Here is an 18,024-nt window from a genome sequence, read left to right as displayed (position 1 = left end):
GGAAGGGCCTCTAACATGTCTAGACATGTCATGAAAACTTCATCTGCCATGGTGTTGGGGGCCGCCATCGCCTGCCTGGCCTGGGCCAGCCCGTCGCGGGCCGATGCGCCCCCGGCCGACAGTGACATCCCCTGCCCCCATGCCGACGGCATTACGCTGGTGATCGAGCCTTACGAGCCGATCAATACGCTCGAACCGGTCTTCAACGCCATCGCGCAGGATCTGTCCGGGCGGCTGCACTGTCCGGTCCATATGATGATTACCGTGTCCTACAGCGCCGAGATCGAGGCGATGCGCTCCGGTCATGCCGAACTCGGGCTGTTCGGCCCGCTGGGTTACGTCATCGCCCACAAGCTGGCGGGCGCCGAGGCCGTCGCCGTGCTCTCGACCAGGCTGGGGGGTGCCGGGCTGTACACCGCCAGCATCGTGACGCGGCCGGCCACCGGCATTCACGATCTGGCCGGATTGCGCGGGCATAGTTTCGCGTTCTCCGATCCGGGCTCGACCTCGGGCCATCTGCTGCCGGCGGCGGCGCTCAAGAACGCCGGCATCGACCCGAAGCAGGATCTCGTCGCCCGCTTCGCCGGCACCCATACCGCGTCCTTCGAAGCCATCCGCAACGGGCAGGTCGATGCGGCGGAACTGAACAGCGAGACGATCGCCGATGCCCAGGCGGCGGGCGAATACAATGCCGCGGACTATACCGTGCTGTGGCGATCGCCCCCCATTCCGCAGGGGCCGATCGCCGTGGCGCCCGGCCTGCCGCCCGCCTTTCGCAAGAAGCTGGTCGATGCCCTGATGGCGGTCGATGTCAGCCACATCCGGGCCAACGATGTCGGGACGGGTACCGAGCCCACGACCCGCCTGACCCCGCAGACCGATGCCGCCTATGACGGCATCCGCAGCCTGACGCCGGTGATCGGCCTCGACATGCAAGGTGCGCAATGAACGGCGAGTCCCTGGTCCTGAGCGATGTGACCAAATCCTACGACACCGCCGGGCGGCGCAGGATGGTGCTGCATGGCATCGACCTGGCCGTTCGACCGGGCGAGATCGTCGTGCTGCTGGGCGCCAACGGCAGCGGCAAATCGACGACGCTGAAGATCGCATCGGGGATGATTCCGCCCTCCAGCGGGGAAATCCGGATCGGGGACACCCCGATCGGCGGCCTGAAGGGCGAGATGCGGCGCCAGTCGCGCATGGCGCTGGGCATGGTCTTTCAGAGCCCGCGTCTGGTCGGGCGGCGGGCGGTCCTCTCCAACGTGCTGTGCGGTACGCTGGGCCGTCATCAGGACCTTGCCTCGATGGCCGGCATCCTGCCCCGGTCCGAACGGGGGCTGGCCATGGACTGTCTGGAACAGGTGGGGCTGGCCGGCCTGGCGGCCCAGCGTGCCTCCACCCTCTCCGGCGGGCAGGCCCAGCGGGTCGCCATCGCCCGGGCGCTGGCCCAGCGGCCCGCCGTCATCCTGGCGGACGAACCCGTCGCCAGCCTGGACCCGGATGCGGCCGAAGAGGTCATGGTGCTGCTGCGCCGGGTGGCCCGCGAACAGAATCTGGCGATCCTGTGCGTGCTGCACCAGATCGACCTGGCCCGGCGCCACGCCACGCGCCTGGCCGGGCTGAAGGCCGGGCGGCTGGCCTTCGACCTGCCGCCGGCCGACGTTACCGATGAGGCCCTGGCCGACCTGTATGCGAGGGAAACGATGAGGGAGGCCGCCTGATGCCCCGCACCATGACCGCCGCCCCGCCGGAACGCGCCCGCTTCGCCCTCCCCCGCTCCGGCCGCTTCCTGTTCTGGGGCGGCATGGCCGTTCTGGCCCTGCTGCTGGTCCAGGCGGCGCGCGAAACGCAGGTCAGCCCGGCCAACCTGCTGTCGGGCGCCGGGCGGATCGTCGATATCGTGCGGCGCGCCTGCCCGCCCGACTGGCACCAGTTGCCCATGGAATGGAAGCCGGCGCAGGAAACCTTCAACATCGCGCTGGTCGGCACGGCGTTGGGCGCCCTGCTGGCCTGCCCGCTGGCCCTGCTGTCCTCGCGCACCATCGTGCGCCATGCCCCCGTGCGGATGGCCGCGCGCTGTGTGGTCGGGCTGCTGCGCGCCGTGCCCGACCTGGTATGGGCGCTGATCTTCGTCACCGCGGTCGGTCTGGGGCCGTTTCCCGGCGTGCTGTCGCTGACGCTGCACACGGCGGGCATGCTGGGCCGGCTGGGGGCCGAAATGATCGAGGACATGGACGTGATGCCGATGGAGGCGATGGAACTGGCCGGTGCCAACCGCCTGCAGATTTTCGCGCATGGCGTCGTGCCGATGCTCGCCCCGTCGATGTTCGGGCTGGTGCTCTACCGGTTCGACGAAAACCTTCGCTCGTCTCTGGTGCTGGGTTTTGTCGGCGCGGGTGGGCTGGGGTTCCAGCTTTATACCGCCATCAGCCTTTTTCAGTACCGCACCGCCTCGCTGCTGCTGCTGATGACGCTGGTGATGGTCATCGCCGTCGAAGGCCTGTCATCCGTCATTCGCCGGCATCTGTCCTGATTTCTTCCTGTCGATCCCTTCATGGTTCGTCGGGGTGGGCATAGCGGCGCAGGAATGGCGCCGTGACGCTGCGTTCCGAGGCCGCGACCTGCGCAGGGGGGCCGGCGGCGACGATGGTGCCGCCCCGGCGGCCGGCGCCGGGGCCGAGGTCGATGACCCAGTCGCTGGCCGCCGCGACCCGCATGTCGTGCTCGGCCAGCACCACCGTATTGCCCTGGTCGACCAGCGCCTGAAGCTGGCGCATCAGCCGGTCCACATCCGCCGGGTGCAGGCCGGTGGTCGGCTCGTCGAGAACATACAGGATGTGGCCGCCGCGCTGTTTCTGAAGCTCGGTCGCGAGCTTGATGCGCTGGGCCTCGCCGCCCGACAGCGTGGTCGCCGACTGGCCCAGCCGCAGATAGCCCAGGCCGCCCCGGCGCAGCGTCTCGAACCCCCTGGCCAGAACCGGCACATCGGCGAAAACAGCGCACGCTTCGTCGATGCTCAGGCCCAGCACATCCGCAATATTGTGTCCGTTCCAGCGGATTTCCAGCACCTCGGCCTTGTACCGGCTGCCGTGGCAGACCGGACAGGGCGTCTGCACCGTGGGCAGGAACAGCAGTTCCACATCCACCGTGCCCACGCCTTCGCAGCGCGGGCATCGCCCTTTCGCGACGTTGAAGGAGAACCATCCTGCATCGAAACTCTGCTGTTTCGCTTCGGGCGTTTCGGCGAACAGGCGGCGGATCGTATCGAACAGGCCGGTATAGGTGGCCGGGTTGGAGCGCGGGGTGCGGCCGATCGGCTTCTGGTCGATCATGACCATGCGTTTGACCGGGCCGGTGCCGCCGGAAACCGTGCCGGTCGGTTCGCGCCGTTCCGGCGGGGGCGCGTCGTCCGTGCTGTCTTCCTCGGGGTCGATCTCCATTGTCTGGCCCAGGGCGCGCGCCATGATCGACACCAGCGCCTGCCCGACGAGGCTGGATTTGCCCGAGCCCGAGACGCCCGTGACCGACACCAGGACGCCGAGGGGAAGCGTGAGGGACAAATGGTCCAGATTGTTCCAGCAGATATCGGTCAGCTTCAACTGTCCGCCCGGCTGGCGCACCGGCGTGGTGCGAGGCTGGACCGCATCGAACAGATAGGGGCGGGTGCGCGATGCCTTGACGTTCCGCAGGCCGTCGGGGAGGCCGCTATACAGGATGCGTCCGCCGCGCTCGCCCGCGTCGGGGCCGACATCGACCAGCCATTCCGCCCGGTGGATCACATCGGGATTGTGCTCCACCACGATCAGGGAATTGCCGGCCGCGCGCAGGCCGTCCAGCGCGCGCAGGAGGGCCTGCGTGTCGGCGGGGTGCAGGCCGGAACTCGGCTCGTCGAGCACATAGACCACGCCGAACAGGTTGGAGCGGATCTGCGTGCCCAGGCGGAGGCGTTGGTATTCGCCGGGAGAGAGGGTCTGCACGCCCCGGTCGAGCTGGAGATAGCCCAGCCCGAGATCGAGCAGCACGCCGATGCGCTCGATCATGGCCTCGACCATGCCCCGCGCAGCGACCGCGGTCGCGTCCTGGCCGCTTTCCAATGTTCTGGCGGAGGTGCGCAGGGCGGACGCGATGTCTTCCAGCGGGCGGTTCGCGAAGGCGGCGATGTTCAGCCCGTCGAATGTCACGCGCAGGGCATCGGGGTTCAGCCGCTGGCCGTGGCAGGACGGACAGGGGGTGGACAGCATGAACGATGCGGCCCGCCGGCGCATCTTTTCGCTCTGCGATTGCGTGAAGGTGTGCAGCACGTAGCGCCGCGCCCCGCTGAACGTGCCGTTATAGTCCGCCGGAATGCCGCGCCGGATGGCGTCCTGCACCTGCGCGTGCGTGCGCCCCGGATAGACGGGCTCGGTCGGGGTTTCTTCGGTGAACAGAATCCAGTCGCGGGTCTCTTTCGGCAGGTCGCGCCATGGACGATCGACATCCACGCCGCGCGTGATCAGGATGTCGCGCAGATTCTGCCCCTGCCAGGCGGTGGGCCATGCGGCCACGGCGCGCTCGCGGATGCTCAGCCGGTCGTCGGGGACCAGGGTCTTTTCCGTGACATCATAGACGCGGCCCAGACCGTGACAGGTCGGGCAGGCGCCCATGGGCGTGTTGGGGGAAAAGGATTCCGCCTCCAGCCGCGACAGGCCGGGCGGGTAGGTGCCGGCGCGGGAATAGAGCATGCGCAGCAGGTTGGAGAGCGTGGTCAGGCTGCCGACGCTGGACCGGCTGCTGCTGCCGCCCCGCTGCTGCTGGAGGGCGACCGCCGGAGGAAGCCCTTCGATGGCGGCGACGACCGGCACCGGCATCTGGTCGAACAGCCGCCGCGCGTAGGGCGAGACGGATTCCAGGTAGCGGCGCTGGGCCTCGGCATAGATCGTCCCGAAGGCCAGCGAGGATTTGCCCGAGCCCGAGACGCCCGTGACGACGACCAGCCGGTCGCGCGGCAGGTCCACATCGACATTATCGAGATTATGCTCCCGCGCGCCGCGAACGCGAATCATCTCGTGGGGCGATGGCGTCTGGGACATGCGGCTCTCCGGCGGGTGGAGAGACATATCTAGCCCATCGGGGGCGCTCTGGCGAAACGCGGGCTGTGCCGCCGCGCGTTGACGCGATGGGGCATCGCCCGTAGAATTCCGGCTTCCCGAACCAGCGATGCCCGAACAGGCGCAGCCTTACTTCAGCGCCGGAGGCGCCGCTTGACCATGTCCATGACGTTTGCCGATCTCTCCCTGGCGCCGACCCTGCTGAGCGCGCTGGCCGAGGAAGGGTATGTCTCTCCGACCCCGATCCAGGCGCAGTCGATTCCGCTGCTGCTGGAAGGGCGGGACCTGCTGGGCATGGCCCAGACCGGCACGGGCAAGACCGCCTCTTTCGCGCTGCCGCTGCTGCATCGGCTTGCCGCGAACCCGCGCCCGGCGCCCCAGGGGGGTGCGCGCGTGCTGGTCCTGGCGCCCACGCGCGAACTCGTCTCGCAGATCGCCGATGGGTTCGGAAGCTTCGGGCGCTATCAGCAGCCCAGCGTGACGACGATTTTCGGCGGTGTCAGCCAGTTTCATCAGATCAACGCGCTGGCGGCCGGCGTGGATATCATCGTGGCCACGCCGGGGCGGTTGCTGGACCTGATCACGCAGGGGCTGTGCGACCTGTCGCAGCTTGAGGCGCTGGTGCTGGATGAGGCCGACCAGATGCTCGACATGGGCTTCGCCAAGCCGATCGAGCGGATCGTCGCGACGCTGCCGCAGGATCGGCATACCGTGCTGTTTTCGGCGACGATGCCGAAATCCATCGCCGCGCTGGCGGAAAGCCTGCTGCGCGATCCGGCGAAGGTCGAGATCGCCCCGCCCTCGACCACCGTCGAGCGGATCGAGCAGTCGGTCATGTTCGTCGATGCGGCCGACAAGAAGGCGGCGCTGCTGGCATTGCTGCGGACGCCGGGGATGGGCCAGGCCGTGGTCTTTACCTTGCAGAAGAACATCGCCAACGAAGTCTGCGCCTTCATCACCGAGGCGGGCATCACCGCCGAGGCGCTGCACGGCAACAAGTCGCAGGGCCAGCGGGAACGCGCGCTGGATGCCTTTCGCGCCGGCACCGCGCAGGTTCTGGTGGCGACGGATATCGCGGCGCGCGGCATCGATGTCGATACGGTCACGCATGTGTTCAACCATGACCTGCCGAGCCTGCCGGAAAGCTATGTCCATCGCATCGGCCGCACCGGCCGCGCCGGCCGCAACGGCTTTGCCATCACGCTGTGCGATGCCGAGCAGCGGGCGTGGCTGCGCGATGTGGAGCGGGAGATCGGGCGCGCCCTGATCGTGCGGGACGACCATCCGTGGCATTCGGAAGAGGCACGGCATTCGACCATGCGCCCGCCCGTGCTGGGGGGTGGGCCGGTCAAGCAGGTCAAGCCGCAGCAGAAGCGCGAGCGCAAAGTCTGGACCGAGGAAGAGAAGAACGCCGCGCGGGCGGCGGCAATGGCCGGGACGGTGCGCGAGGACGCCTGATCGCGCCGGATCGGGCGCGCGGGGGGTTTCAGGGGGGCTTGTGCTCCCCGGCCGCGCGCTGTGGCGGCGTTGCGGGTCAGGGGGCGGGCCGGATGGGGTGCTCCGCCTGCCGCATAAGCCATTGTTCGAGTATTTTCAGACTGTTCGTTACCAATGCGTCCCTGGGTCGGATCAGCCCGTACGCCGTTCCGTCGGCGGTGAATCCGGCGGGTGCCAGCAGGCGCCCGTTCGCGACATCGTCCGCCGCGATGATGCGGGGGGACAGGGCGACGCCCAGGCCGCTGGCGGCGGCTTCCAGCATCATGAAATGATGGTCGTACAGGCGGATTTCGCGCGGCGTGGACATGTCGGGCCGGGAGGCCAGCCAGTTCTTCCATGCCTCGGGACGGGTGCGCGACCCCAGCGCCAGATAGTCCGCGTCCGCGAACCGCCGCGCCATGTCGGGGCGCATGACCGGCCCGACCGCTTCCGGCACCAGCGTCGTCACCGTCCAGTCGGGAGCGAGCGGGAAATCGAGGCGCCGGATCGCCAGCGTGATGCGCTCCCGCGCGAAATCCAGCGCGCCGCCGCCCGTTGAAAGATGCACGTCGATGCCGGGATGGCGATCCTGGAAGTCGGACAGGCGCGGGATCAGCCAGCGCATCGCCAATGACCGCTCGCAGGACAGGACGATCGGCTGCGCGCCGGAGGCCGAGCGGATTTCGGCCAGTGCCGCCGCGATCCCCCGCAGCGCGTCGCTCGTGGCCTGGGCCAGGCGCTCGCCCGCCCTGGTCGGCCGCACGCCGCGTCCGTCCGGCTCCAGCAGGCGCACATGCAGTTCGGCGGCGAGTTTGGAAACCCGGCGGCTGACGGCGCCGTGGGTCAGGGCCAGTTCCGCCGCCGCCGCCCGCACCGCGCCGAGGCGCGTGACGGCCTCGAACGCACGCAGATCGTCCAGCGAGGGGATGTCGGACCGCTTCATTGGTCAGTTTTTATCACCGGAACGGGTCAGTTCATATCGATTTTCCTGCCGGAGCGTTCCGTTATGCTCACCATCATGAACGAGAATGCCTCCCCTGCCCGGCCGCTCGCCGTCACGATGGGCGACCCCGCCGGCATCGGGCCGGAGATCGTGGCCCGGATGTTCCTGCGGCGACCGGCGCGGCGGCGCTGGATCGTCATCGGTGACCCGATGGTGATGGACCATGCGCTGACCGCGCTGGACCCGGCCGCGCGGGTGCGCCGGGTGGCCAGGCCGGACGAGGCCCGGTTCGGGGATGGGGTGTTGAACGTGCTGGCGTCCTCGGACTGCGTGGCCCTGCCGCCCGTGGGGCGGGTCAGCGCCGAAAGCGGCCGGGCCGCCTATGCGGCGATCCTGTCCGCGATCGGGTTGGCGAAGGCGGGAGCGGTTGGCGGCGTCGTTACCGCGCCGATCCACAAGGAAGCCCTTGCCGCCGCCGGGGTGCGCTATCCGGGCCATACGGAAATCCTTGCCGCGCAGGCCGGTGGCGCGGATGTCGCCATGATGCTGGCGAATGAGGAGATTCGCGTCGTGCTGGTGACCATCCATTGTGCGCTGAGGGAGGCGATCCGTCGCGCCGATTTTCCCGCGCAGATGACGGCGATCCGGCTGGCCCATGCGGGCGCGCGGGCGTTGGGCGTCGCCTGCCCGCGCATTGCGGTGGCGGGCCTTAATCCCCATGCCGGGGAAGGCGGTCTGTTCGGTGACGAGGAAGCCCGCATCATCGCGCCCGCCATCGCGCAGGCGCGCAGCGAGGGCATGGATGCCTCCGGCCCATGGCCGGGGGACACCGTGTTCATGCAGGCGCGCGCCAAGCATTTCGATGTCGTGGTGGCGCAATATCACGACCAGGGACTGATTCCGGTGAAATATATGGGTCTCGCGCAGGGGGTGAACATCACGCTCGGCCTGCCCTTCGTGCGCACCAGCCCCGACCACGGCACCGCCTTCGCGATCGCGGGACGGGGCGTCGCCGATCCGTCCAGCCTGGAAACGGCGTTCGATTACGCCCTTCGCCTGACCGGAGCCGCCGCATGATCCCGCCCGATTTCATCTTCATGCTGACCCGCCACGACCGGACGGTGGAGAACGCGGCCGACCTGGTGGAGACCGTCCGGACCGCCGGTGTCCGCCATATCGGGTTCAAGGATATCGGGCTGCCGTTTGCGGGGCTCCAGGTCCTTGCACGCGCGATCCGGCAGGCGGGGGCCAGGATGTCTCTTGAAGTGGTCTCGCGCGATCGCGAGAGCGAGCTTCGTTCGGTGCGGGCCGGGATCGCCCTGGGTGTCGATTATCTTCTGGGCGGCACGCATGTTGATGACGTGCTGCGGCTGCTGGACGGCACGGCGATCCGCTACTATCCGTTTCCCGGCCGGATCAACGGGCATCCGAGCGTTCTCGAAGGGACCGAAGCCGAGATCGTGCGCAGCGCCGCCGCCCTGGCAGCGCGACCGGGCGTGCATGGGCTGGATCTGCTGGCCTATCGCTTCGCGGGAGACGTGCCGGCCCTGATGCGGCGGGTTTGCCGCGCCGTGGCGGACAAGCCCGTCATTGTCGCCGGGTCGCTCGACCGGGCGGAGCGGATCAGGGCTGCGGCCTTGGCGGGTGCCGCCGGTTTCACGGTCGGCACGGCGGCCTTCGACGGCGCGTTTCCGGCATCGGCTGATCTGGCGGGGCAGATCGGCTGTATCCAGACTATCCTGTCCACAACGATCCTGTCCAAAGCATGATGGAGACGCATTCGATGGAAAAGATAAACCTGACGCAGGCGTTCGCGACGTTTTCCGATTACTGGAGCCCCCGCGTGGCGGGCGACATCAACACCTCCCAGATCAAGCTGGTGAAACTCAAGGGAATGTTCGACTGGCATCATCACGAACATGAAGACGAACTGTTCCTGGTCGTATCGGGGACATTGCGCATGCATTTCCGGGATCGCGTCATCGATGTCGCAGTCGGCGAATTCCTGATCGTGCCGCATGGCGTGGAGCATTGTCCCGAGGCCCTGGGCGACGAATGCCATGTCGTCCTGCTGGAACCGAATACGACCCTCAATACGGGCAATGTGATCAACGACCGCACCGTGCAGGCGCCCTCGCCGCTATGAGCGCGGGCGGGATGCCGCCATTTCGTCTCCGCGCTCCGCGCCCCTTGCGGTTTGTCTGCTGCAATGAAACAGTTACACTGTAACATTCAGGGACGCTTCGTGGTGGCACCATTCAGGATTTTCGGTCGCGGCACGCTGGTCGCACTTCTGGGCGCAAGCCTGCTGACGCCTTCGGCCATGCCCGTGCATGCCGCCGATCTGCCCGACACCATTCCGGCATGGCTGAACGACATCAATGGTGCGCGGGCCATGGGCTGGGTGAAAGCCCAGAATGCCCGCACACTGGACCTGCTGGGTCATGGCCCGCTGTACAAGGGGCTGTATGATACCTCGCTGAAGCTGCTTCAGACGCATGACCGTCTGGCCATGCCGATGCAGATGGACGGGATGGTTTATAATTTCTGGCGCGACGAGCACCATCTGCGGGGCATTCTGCGCCGCACGACGGCGGACTCGTTTGCGACCGATCATCCGGAATGGACGGTCGCCCTCGACCTCGATGCGCTGGCGGCGAAAGAAAAGCGCAACTGGGTCTATAAGGGCATTGATTGCCTGCATTCCCAGCAGAACCTTTGCCTTCTGCACCTCTCCGATGGCGGCGAGGATGCCAGCACCGTCCGCGAATTCGACCTCAGAACCGGCCAGTTCGTCGAAGGCGGATTTTCCCTGCCGCATGCCAAACAGGATTCATCCTGGCTTGATCGCGACAGTTTGCTGGTCAGCTATCCCTGGAGCGCGGACGACCTGACGGAGTCTTCCTACCCGTATATCGTCAAAATCCTGAAGCGCGGTCAGTCTCTCGACCAGGCGCAGACCGTCTTTGCGGGAAACAGGAAGGATGTCGAGGTCGGCCCCGAAGTGCTGCATGACGGCGCGGGCCATCAGGTCGTGCTGATCCGTGAGGGGCTGGATGCGTTCGCCTCGCGGACGTTCCTCTATCGTGACGGACAGACCACTTCGCTTGCCCTGCCGCTGAAATCCAGCGTTTCGGCGCTGTTCAATGCGCGGCTTGTCGTTCTTCTGGATGAGGACTGGACGGTAAACGGCCAGACATTCACCAAGGGGTCGCTCGTGCTGGTCGACCCTGCGGCGAAGAATCCGGCGCCGCAGCTTCTGCTGGCCCCGACGGCGGGGCAGGTGATCGAGGGCGCGTCCACCAGCCATGGTCATCTGATCGTCACGCTGTATGACAATGTGCGCGGCAAGATCGCCATCTACACGCCTGCCGCCAATGGCACGGATTTTACGCATCGGGATCTTCCGTTACCGCAGAACATGTCGGTCGATCTGATCAGCACGGATGAGGACTCGCCCTTCGCTTACGCCACCTCGTCGGGGTTTCTGACGCCCACGACGCTGTGGGAGATCAACAGCGACCTGGCGTCGGTTCAGAAAATCCGCACGTTGCCCAGCCAGTTCGATGCCTCGGACATGACGGTCGAGCAGCACGAAGTGCGCTCGAAGGACGGGACGGACATTCCGTATTTCATTGTCCATCGCAAGACTATGCCGCTGGATGGGACGAACCCGACGCTGCTTTATGCCTATGGTGGTTTCGAGGTTCCGCTGTTTCCGTTCTACTCGGCGGGCATCGGCAACAACTGGCTCGCCCGTGGGGGGGTCTATGTGCTGGCCAATATCCGCGGGGGTGGCGAGTTCGGGCCGGCCTGGCATGACGCGGGCCTGAAGACGAACCGCCAGCGCATCTATGACGATTTTGCCGCGGTGGCGAAGGATCTGATGGAGCGCAAGGTGACGTCGCCTCAGCACCTTGCCATCCAGGGTGGGTCGAATGGCGGGCTGCTGATGGGGGTGGAATTCACCCAGCATCCCGATTACTGGAAAGCCGTCGATATCGAAGTGCCGCTGCTGGACATGATGAATTACGAACACATGTCGGCTGGGGCATCGTGGGTCGGGGAGTACGGCACCGTCTCCATTCCCGAACAGAAGGCGTTCCTGCGCAGCATTTCCCCGCTTCAGAACCTGAAGGAAGGGGTGAAGTATCCGGTGCCGTTTATCGAGACGACCACCAAGGACGACCGCGTCGGTCCGGTCCATGCCCGGCGATTTGCCTGGCGGATGAGCGAGATGAAGCTGCCTTACTACTACTGGGAGCAGGTCGCGGGTGGTCACGGCTTTGGTGCCAGCCAGAAGGAAGTCGCCCAGACACAGGCACTCAGCTACGCCTATCTGTGGTCACAACTTGGCAGGACGCGCTGACCCGCGAACGGCGGAACACGATACGAAAAGCGGGGCTCCTGCGGAGCCCCGTTTTTTGTTCGACCCCGGCTTATGTTCGGCCCCGGCGCACGCGATAGATCGACCGATGGTTTGTGACCCAGCGTCCGACACGCCTGTTAAGGCGCGGGATTTGACGGTGCGTTGTTTTCACGCGAGTGGAAGGATGCGCTATCGGCCAGCTTCACCATGGAAGCACCACGGGCGAAATGACGTTGGGTCATGGAGAGATTCCTCCCGTTGGATAAAACGCTGTTCAGCCCTGAAGACGGGCGATTTCACCCTGCGCCTGCACGATGGTGGCGTCTTTCGCGTCCTGCCCCAGAGCCAGTCCTTCGGCACGTATCCAGGTGACATCTGTGAGACCGATGAAGGCCAGGACGGCGGCGAGATATTTTTCCTGATGATCCAGCATCGCGGCCGGGCTGTCCCCGGTATAGATCCCGCCACGCGTCGAGATCAGGAACGCCTTCTTGCCCTGCGGAAGGAGACCTTCAGGCCCCGACGCACCGTACCGGAACGTCTTGCCCGCTACGACCACACGGTCGATCCAGGATTTGAGCTGGGCGGGAAGGGAAAAATTATACATCGGAACGCCGATGACGACGATGTCGGCTGCCAGGAGATCATTGATATGCCCGTCGCCGATCGCCAGATCGTCGGCGAGCGCGGTATCCGTGACCGGCTTCCCCTGTAGCGCCGCCATATGCGCGCCGGTCAGATAAGGCACTGGATCGGTAGCGAGATCCCGATAGATGACGGTGGCATCCGGGTGCGCTGCCTTGTGTCGCGCGACGGTTTCCGCGGAAAGCTGCCGGCTGACCGAATAATGTCCGAGAATGCTGGAATCAATATGCAGGATCTTCATCGTGGTCGTCTCCGTGGAAGAAGGGGACAGGGATTTTCTGTTGCGCGCTGAGAACAGGTCTCTGATTGCTCCGAACATGATCCAGCGTGTCTCATGGATGAACCCACCTATAAAGCCGCTATATTCCGATATATAATATCGGACAGAACGATGGATCGAAGAGAGGCTCCATGCTGGATGGTGTATCGCTGGATCAACTGCGCACATTCATTGCCGCGAGTGATGAAGGCAGCTTCTCGGCGGCGGCGCGGCTGCTGCACCGGTCGCAGTCGGCGGTCAGCGAGATGATCGCCACTCTTGAGATGCAGATGGGGATCGTGCTGTTCGATCGGACCGGCCGTTACCCGCAACTGACGGCCGCCGGTCGGGTGCTGCTGGCCGATGCGCGCGGCGTGGTTTCGGGTGTGGATTTCATGAAGGCGCGGGCCAAAGGCATGTCATCGGGGCTGGAGCCCGAATTGTCGGTCGTGGTCGATGTATTCTTCCCGATGGACCGTGTGACAGCCGTGGCGACCGGGTTCCGCGAGACATTTCCACACACGCCCTTGCGGCTGTACGTCGAAGCTCTTGGCGGTGTCTTTCAGCCTCTTCTCGATGGAAGGGCCGGTATCGGCATTGCAGGCCCGCTCCCCGATCTTCCCAGCTCTATGTCCAGCGAGGCGCTGGGGGGTATCCGCTTCATGATGGTGGCCTCTCGCGACCACCCTCTGGCGCGGTTCGACGGTGTCATTCCCCGCGAGGAACTGGCACGCCACGTCCAGCTCGTGCTGGCCGACCGGACCACGCTATCCGCGGGGCGGGAGCGCGGCGTCATGTCTCCCCTGACATGGAGGCTCGCGGATCTCTACGCCAAACATCACTTCCTGCTCGGGGGGTTGGGTTGGGGCGGCATGCCCTTTCATACCGTTCGCGCCGATATCGAAAGCGGCCGACTGGTCGAACTCCGCGTCGAGGACATCTCCCAGGGGGGAGCCAATATGCCCATGACGGTCGTTTATCCCACGGCCGAGCCGCCGGGGCCTGCCGGCCGCTGGCTCGTCGACAGACTAAAGCTCTGCCCAGGTGGAACAGCCAATCAGTAATTCGAACGTCGAAAAGCCAATATCGCTACCGCGCAAAAAACTGCGGCGGCCTCGCACCGAGAATTTGGTGGCCCGACAGGGCTCGGGCTTGGACCAGAACATTTCCACCGAACCGGTTTTCGGTGGCAATGCTCTGGCAGGAAAGCCCGAGCACGCATCAGTGCGCCGGCTTGCGGAATTTCAGCACGACCTGATCGGTACGGCCCCGGATCGCGGGATCGAACACCGGCAGGTCGTGGTTATCGTCCGGATTGACGAGCACCTTGCTCTCACTTTCGAAATGGAAACCCGCCGCCTCGACCTGCCGGCGGATGATCGCCGGGTCGATCCGGTGCAGCTTCGCCACGTCGGCATCCGCGCCCGGATTGGCCACATGGTCGATCACGATGAACACGCCGCCCGGACGCAATGCTGCGAATACCGATTTGTCGAACGCCAACGCGGCATCGACGCCGGCGCCGTAATAGACATCGTGATAATTCTGCGCCGTCCAGACGAGGTCGAGCCGCTTGGGCACCTGAATCGCGTCCAGCGGCTGGATCAGGACCGAGACATTGGAGAATACCGGCATCGCGGCGGTGGCCTTCACCGCATCCGCCGCCGTGGGCTTCTTCGCCACCAGCCCGGCTGGCACGATGGCCCAGACATGCCCCTCGCCACCGACCACGTTGCTGAACAGGCGCGTGAAATAGCCCTTGCCCGGCATGATGTCGGCGACGTTCATACCACGCTTCAGGCCGGCGAAGGCCAGCAGGCTGGCGGGCTTGCGGTTCTTGTCGCTGGCCACGTCCTCGTCCGGCCGATCCTTGCTGGCGACGGCAGCGGCGATCCCGACCGCACCGCCGCGCCGGCCCTGATAGAGAGGCGACTGGGCGTAGGCCGGCGCGATGGCGGCGGCTGCGACGCTCGCGCCCACCATGACGGTCAGAAGAAGACTGCGAACGGCCATGCCTTGTTTCTCCATACCCGCGCCTCTATGGCGCGCCGGCAGCCGGTCTGCCGCCTGTGTCAACTTCCCGGAGGCGCGAAGGCGGAACCGGAAGATCCTGCCCGAGAGCATAAAACCGATCGGGAACAGGCGAAAGACCGGGAATGCGCACCAGCCCCCTGATAGCGAACCACCCGCCGGGCAGCGGGCGGCGCCAATGGTTTCAACGGCCTGCGTGCCCCATCGTTCCGGCGCATGGCCGGCGCATGGTATTTCGACGGCGAAACCTGATAAATGGCGCCGGGCCTGACAGAGACGGGATTGATCATGCCGGCGGAACGGGCGAGGCTGTCATGGCGCACCATGCGGCCGGCCTGGCGCGGCCCCAGGGCAAGGACATGGCCGCGACCGCGGAAACCGCCTGAGAGCTATGCATCGTGTCAAGCGGGGAAGAGCCTGCCGTTTCGTTTCCTGCAAGGCTCGGTTTCACAACTGGGGCGAGACAGGGACGCTGCCGAGGGAGGACAATGCGCGATCAGGAAAGAAACCGGAACGGACATGAGCATGGACCAGATCACCATCACCGAGCGTGACACGGACATCAGCCTCGGGAGCCCCGACCTGCGCACGGTCGATTGTGATCCCGATTTCTGGTACCCCGTGGCCTGGTCGCATGAACTCAAGACCGGCAAGACCATCGGCGTGCGCTATGCCGGCCTGCCGATCGCCCTCGTCCGCCCCACCGAAGGCGCGGTCTTCGCGCTGGAGGATCGCTGCGCCCACCGGCAGGTGCCGCTGAGCAAGGGTACGGTGAAGGGCCAGGCGGTGCAGTGCTGCTATCACGGCTGGGCCTATGGCCGCTCGGGCCGGTGCATCGACGTGCCCTATCTGGGCAAGGGCAAGCTGCCCAACGGCGTGCGCACCTATCCCTGCCGCGAAGAGGGCGGGCTGATCTTCGTCTTCCCCGGCGACCCCGCGCTGGCCGATTCGGTGCCGATGCCCAGGCTGGCGCATGTCGGCGATCCGGAATACCGCACGCGGCAGTTCGGCCCCCGCGTGGCCTGCCACTACACCTTCATGCACGAGAACCTGATGGACATGAACCATCAGTTCCTGCATCGCCGCCAGATGGGGCAGATCCGCGCCCGCTTCCTGGGCCAGGACCGGGGCGAGAATTTCGTCGAGGCCCGCTACAGCTTCGGCCGTACCGACACCCGCCAGCCGCTGGCCGAAGCCCTGATCTTCGGCCGCCATCGCGACCTGAAGGGCAAGGAGCAGCCGGTCGAGGAAGTGGTGACGGTGCGAACCGAATACCCGTACCAGACGCTGAATATCGTCGACAAGGACGGCGACCTGATGATGGATCTGTGGGTGGCCTACGTGCCGCAGAGCGCCGACCAGCGCACCAGCCGCGCCTTCGGCCTGCTGTCGGTGCGGCGGCCGAAGATTCCCTTCCTGATCGACCTGATCTGGCCGGCGCTGGCGGTGTTCACCAACCGGATCTTCGAGGAAGACCGCGAGGTGGTGGAACTGGAGCAGCAGGCATGGGACGCCCAGGGCGGCGACCGCAACCGCGAGGTCTTTCCCGTGGTCAACCATCTGCGCGCGCTGCTGGTGCGGTGCGGCCGGCCGGGGCAGCCCGCGCAGCGATAGGCCGTACGCCCTTCTCCGTGATGCCCGGTCGGTGATGCCCAGTCGGTGATGCCAGACCGGCCTGTCTTGTCGGCCCCGCACCAGAGGAATGCCGCATGCTGATCCGTCCGATGAGGCCCGACGATTTCGAGACGGTCTGGCCGATCCTCCGCGACATCGCCCGCGCGCGCGAAACCTATGCGCTGGACCCCGAACTGGACCGTGCGGCGGGCTGGGCCCTGTGGGGCGAGGCGCCGCGCGCCACCTTCGTGGCCGAACGCGACGGGGCCATTCTGGGCAGTTCCTACATCAAGCCCAATGCCGCCGGGCCGGGCGATCATGTCTGCAATGCCGGATTTATCGTGGCACCGGCGGCGCGTGGGCAGGGCGTGGCGGCCGCGCTGTGCGCGCATGCGCTGACCGAAGCCCGGCGGCTGGGATTTACCGCCATGCAGTTCAACATGGTGGTGGCCAGCAACCAGGTCGCGATCCGGCTCTGGCGCCGGGCCGGGTTCCTGATCGTCGGCACCCTGCCCGGTGCCTATCGCCACGCCACGCTGGGGCCGGTGGATTGCCACGTCATGTTCCGCGCGCTCGACGACCAGGCTTCCTGAAAAACCGCCGGCCGCAACAAGATATTTACAATATCACGAAGGCTCTGGGGCCGGGGTGACGGCAACCGGACGGTGGACAGCCATGCCCGACAGCACGCTGGCGCAGACCAGCAGGATCGCCGCGATTTCGATCGTGCCCGGCAGGCGCCGTTCCCACAGAAAACCATAGAGCAGCGCGAACAGGGTTTCGAACAGGATCATCTGCCCCGCCAGCGTCAGCGGCAGCAGGCGGCTCATGCGGTTCCAGAAGACATTGCCCACGATCGACACCAGGAAGCCGGTGCCGGCCACCACAGCCACGAAGCGCGCCCAGTCCCGCCCGCCGGCTGTGCCCGGCGCCCCGAGCAGGAAGGCTGGCCCCGCGACCAGCACCGCCAGAATGCCGGTGGCGCCGCCGGTCAGCAGGTTCCATTCCTGCGCCGAGACATGGTGCAGCCGGGCCAGCCAGCGCTGGTTGATGACGGCGAAGGCCGCCCAGGACAGCATGGCACCGACGGCACACAGCCAGCCGAGCAGCGGTGCCCCCCGCGCCGCCGGGGCGGCCGTGCCGATCGCCCCCCAGCCGATACAGGCGATGGCGGCGAGGCTGAACAGCAGCGAAGGCGCCAGCCGCCACAGCGGCACCGCGCCGTCATCACGGCTGCCGATCAGCGTCAGCACCGCCGGCAGCAGGCCGATGATCAGCGAGGTGGCGGCGATCCCGCCCAGCCGCACCGCGTAGGACAGCAGGACGTAATAGAGGATGTTGCCCAGCAGCCCGAGCATGAACAGGGCGCGGACATCCCGCCTTCCGATCGTCGCGCGCAGCGTCGGCCAGCGCGGCGCCAGTGCGATCAGCGAGAATGCGCCATAGGCCAGATAACGGCCGATCGAGATCTGCAATGGCGTGAAATCGCCCGCCAGTGCCGGTGCGAGGAACCCCAGCGCCCAGAACGCGCCGGCCGCCACGCCGTATCCCAGACCCAGCCCCAATCTCGGCCCCACGCCCGGCCCCGCTGCCCGCCCGG

16 protein-coding genes are annotated in these 18,024 nt (G+C 66.5%); 11 read left to right on the top strand and 5 right to left on the bottom strand.

From position 1 onward, the window contains the following. The first annotated feature begins 30 nt into the window (after positions 1 to 30). From ABF821_RS03520 to phnE, 3 genes are read left to right on the top strand one after another with little or no spacing between them, the layout of a single operon-like run. Positions 31 to 948 (top strand): phosphate/phosphite/phosphonate ABC transporter substrate-binding protein, encoded by a 918-nt coding sequence (locus ABF821_RS03520; protein WP_415529043.1) that lies wholly within the window; start codon positions 31 to 33, stop codon positions 946 to 948. Then, complete coding sequence (locus ABF821_RS03515) at positions 945 to 1,721, top strand: phosphonate ABC transporter ATP-binding protein (RefSeq protein WP_415529042.1); 777 nt, start codon at positions 945 to 947, stop codon at positions 1,719 to 1,721. Before ABF821_RS03520 ends, ABF821_RS03515 begins: the two co-directional genes overlap by 4 nt. Further along, a complete protein-coding gene (gene phnE / locus ABF821_RS03510) occupies positions 1,721 to 2,533 on the top strand; it encodes a phosphonate ABC transporter, permease protein PhnE (RefSeq protein ID WP_415529041.1) in 813 nt (270 codons plus the stop codon). The genes ABF821_RS03515 and phnE overlap by 1 nt, the downstream gene beginning before the upstream one ends. 19 nt (positions 2,534 to 2,552) lie before the next feature. Here the strand turns inward: phnE and ABF821_RS03505 are convergent, their stop codons facing one another. Beyond that, positions 2,553 to 5,069, bottom strand: coding sequence for an excinuclease ABC subunit A (locus ABF821_RS03505; RefSeq protein ID WP_415529040.1), 2,517 nt, complete (start codon positions 5,067 to 5,069; stop codon positions 2,553 to 2,555). Between the two features lie 177 nt (positions 5,070 to 5,246). Here ABF821_RS03505 and ABF821_RS03500 point away from each other — a divergent pair, with 177 nt between their 5' ends. Next, positions 5,247 to 6,545 carry a DEAD/DEAH box helicase gene (locus tag ABF821_RS03500; RefSeq protein WP_415529065.1) on the top strand — a complete coding sequence of 433 codons (1,299 nt, stop codon included), beginning with the start codon at positions 5,247 to 5,249 and terminating at the stop codon, positions 6,543 to 6,545. 76 nt (positions 6,546 to 6,621) lie between these two features. On the opposite strand, the gene ABF821_RS03495 is transcribed toward ABF821_RS03500, so the two are convergent. Beyond that, positions 6,622 to 7,506 (bottom strand): LysR family transcriptional regulator, encoded by an 885-nt coding sequence (locus ABF821_RS03495; RefSeq protein WP_415529039.1) that lies wholly within the window; start codon positions 7,504 to 7,506, stop codon positions 6,622 to 6,624. 63 nt (positions 7,507 to 7,569) lie between these two features. Between ABF821_RS03495 and pdxA the strand changes: the two genes are divergently transcribed. The 4 genes from pdxA to ABF821_RS03475 all read left to right on the top strand — a co-directional run bounded on the left by pdxA (position 7,570) and on the right by ABF821_RS03475 (position 11,875). Beyond that, positions 7,570 to 8,583, top strand: coding sequence for a 4-hydroxythreonine-4-phosphate dehydrogenase PdxA (pdxA, locus tag ABF821_RS03490; protein WP_415529038.1), 1,014 nt, complete (start codon positions 7,570 to 7,572; stop codon positions 8,581 to 8,583). After that, positions 8,580 to 9,275, top strand: a complete 696-nt coding sequence (locus ABF821_RS03485) for a 4-hydroxythreonine-4-phosphate dehydrogenase (protein WP_415529037.1) — start codon at positions 8,580 to 8,582, stop codon at positions 9,273 to 9,275. Before pdxA ends, ABF821_RS03485 begins: the two co-directional genes overlap by 4 nt. A gap of 14 nt (positions 9,276 to 9,289) precedes the next feature. After that, the gene (locus ABF821_RS03480) at positions 9,290 to 9,652 is read left to right on the top strand and encodes a cupin domain-containing protein (RefSeq protein WP_415529036.1); all 363 of its coding nucleotides are present in this window, start codon (positions 9,290 to 9,292) and stop codon (positions 9,650 to 9,652) included. 99 nt (positions 9,653 to 9,751) lie between these two features. Next, the gene (locus tag ABF821_RS03475) at positions 9,752 to 11,875 is read left to right on the top strand and encodes a prolyl oligopeptidase family serine peptidase (RefSeq protein WP_415529035.1); all 2,124 of its coding nucleotides are present in this window, start codon (positions 9,752 to 9,754) and stop codon (positions 11,873 to 11,875) included. 274 nt (positions 11,876 to 12,149) lie between these two features. Here the strand turns inward: ABF821_RS03475 and ABF821_RS03470 are convergent, their stop codons facing one another. After that, positions 12,150 to 12,761 (bottom strand): FMN-dependent NADH-azoreductase, encoded by a 612-nt coding sequence (locus tag ABF821_RS03470; RefSeq protein WP_415529034.1) that lies wholly within the window; start codon positions 12,759 to 12,761, stop codon positions 12,150 to 12,152. Positions 12,762 to 12,931: 170 nt separating this feature from the next. Between ABF821_RS03470 and ABF821_RS03465 the strand changes: the two genes are divergently transcribed. Next, complete coding sequence (locus ABF821_RS03465) at positions 12,932 to 13,843, top strand: LysR family transcriptional regulator (protein WP_415529033.1); 912 nt, start codon at positions 12,932 to 12,934, stop codon at positions 13,841 to 13,843. A 157-nt stretch (positions 13,844 to 14,000) separates the two neighbouring features. On the opposite strand, the gene ABF821_RS03460 is transcribed toward ABF821_RS03465, so the two are convergent. Continuing rightward, positions 14,001 to 14,792 carry a class I SAM-dependent methyltransferase gene (locus ABF821_RS03460; protein WP_220791703.1) on the bottom strand — a complete coding sequence of 264 codons (792 nt, stop codon included), beginning with the start codon at positions 14,790 to 14,792 and terminating at the stop codon, positions 14,001 to 14,003. Positions 14,793 to 15,329: 537 nt separating this feature from the next. On the opposite strand from ABF821_RS03460, the gene ABF821_RS03455 reads away from it, so the two are divergent. Together ABF821_RS03455 and ABF821_RS03450 are read left to right on the top strand one after the other, a co-directional pair. Beyond that, positions 15,330 to 16,424: a Rieske 2Fe-2S domain-containing protein gene (locus ABF821_RS03455; RefSeq protein WP_415529032.1), complete on the top strand. Its 1,095-nt coding sequence runs from the start codon at positions 15,330 to 15,332 to the stop codon at positions 16,422 to 16,424. A 95-nt stretch (positions 16,425 to 16,519) separates the two neighbouring features. Next, positions 16,520 to 17,017, top strand: coding sequence for a GNAT family N-acetyltransferase (locus tag ABF821_RS03450; protein WP_182973226.1), 498 nt, complete (start codon positions 16,520 to 16,522; stop codon positions 17,015 to 17,017). A 33-nt stretch (positions 17,018 to 17,050) separates the two neighbouring features. Here ABF821_RS03450 and ABF821_RS03445 read toward each other — a convergent pair. Continuing rightward, a partial coding sequence (locus tag ABF821_RS03445; protein ID WP_415529031.1) for a DMT family transporter occupies positions 17,051 to 18,024 on the bottom strand: 974 nt, incomplete at its 5' end.

Source organism: Gluconacetobacter sp. (genome assembly GCF_047721585.1).
Classification (GTDB): domain Bacteria; phylum Pseudomonadota; class Alphaproteobacteria; order Acetobacterales; family Acetobacteraceae; genus Gluconacetobacter; species Gluconacetobacter dulcium.
Note: the sequence above shows the minus strand (reverse complement) of the source record. Positions and strands in the feature narration are given on the sequence as shown.